The 507-nt window shown below is 54.4% G+C and carries 1 pseudogene; it reads right to left on the bottom strand.

Annotation, left to right across the window (positions count from 1 at the left end):
* Positions 1-482: pseudogene (locus tag TH25_RS24675) on the bottom strand (IS5 family transposase); the annotation flags it as partial.
* Positions 483-507: the final 25 nt, after the last annotated feature.

Genomic DNA, 507 nt, shown 5'->3' with positions numbered 1-507 from the left:
TGGCAGGCTTTCATACATAAGCTTTGCGCCAAGATGATCGCTCATCTGACCTTCGGTTAGCAGCAGGACAAGTGGCTTGCCGTGCTCATTGACGACGGCATGCAGCTTGGAATTCAGGCCACCTTTCGTTCTCCCGATACGGCGGGGAACATCCCCTTTTTAAGCAGGCTGGCCGCCGTGCGATGTGCCTTCAGATGTGTGGCGTCGATCATCAACTGTTCAGGCTCGCCGTTCTCGGCTGCAATCGCAGAGAATATACGATCAAAGACACCCAATCGGCTCCAGCGTACAAAGCGGTTATAGAGCGTCTTGTGCGGCCCGTATTCCCTTGGGGCATCACGCCAGCGAAGACCGTTGCGAATGACATGGATGATCCCGGAAACAACGCGCTGATCATCAACACGAGGAACCCCGTGAGCCTGTGGGAAACAGGGCTCAATACGCTGCAACTGAGAACGGGAAAGCCAGAATAGATCGCTCATAAAGTGCTCCTCACCAATCAGAGAC

This window comes from Thalassospira profundimaris, assembly GCF_003326755.1.
Taxonomy (GTDB): domain Bacteria; phylum Pseudomonadota; class Alphaproteobacteria; order Rhodospirillales; family Thalassospiraceae; genus Thalassospira; species Thalassospira profundimaris_B.
The sequence above is the reverse complement of the archived record's forward strand: the minus strand, read 5'-3'. Positions and strand labels throughout refer to the sequence as shown.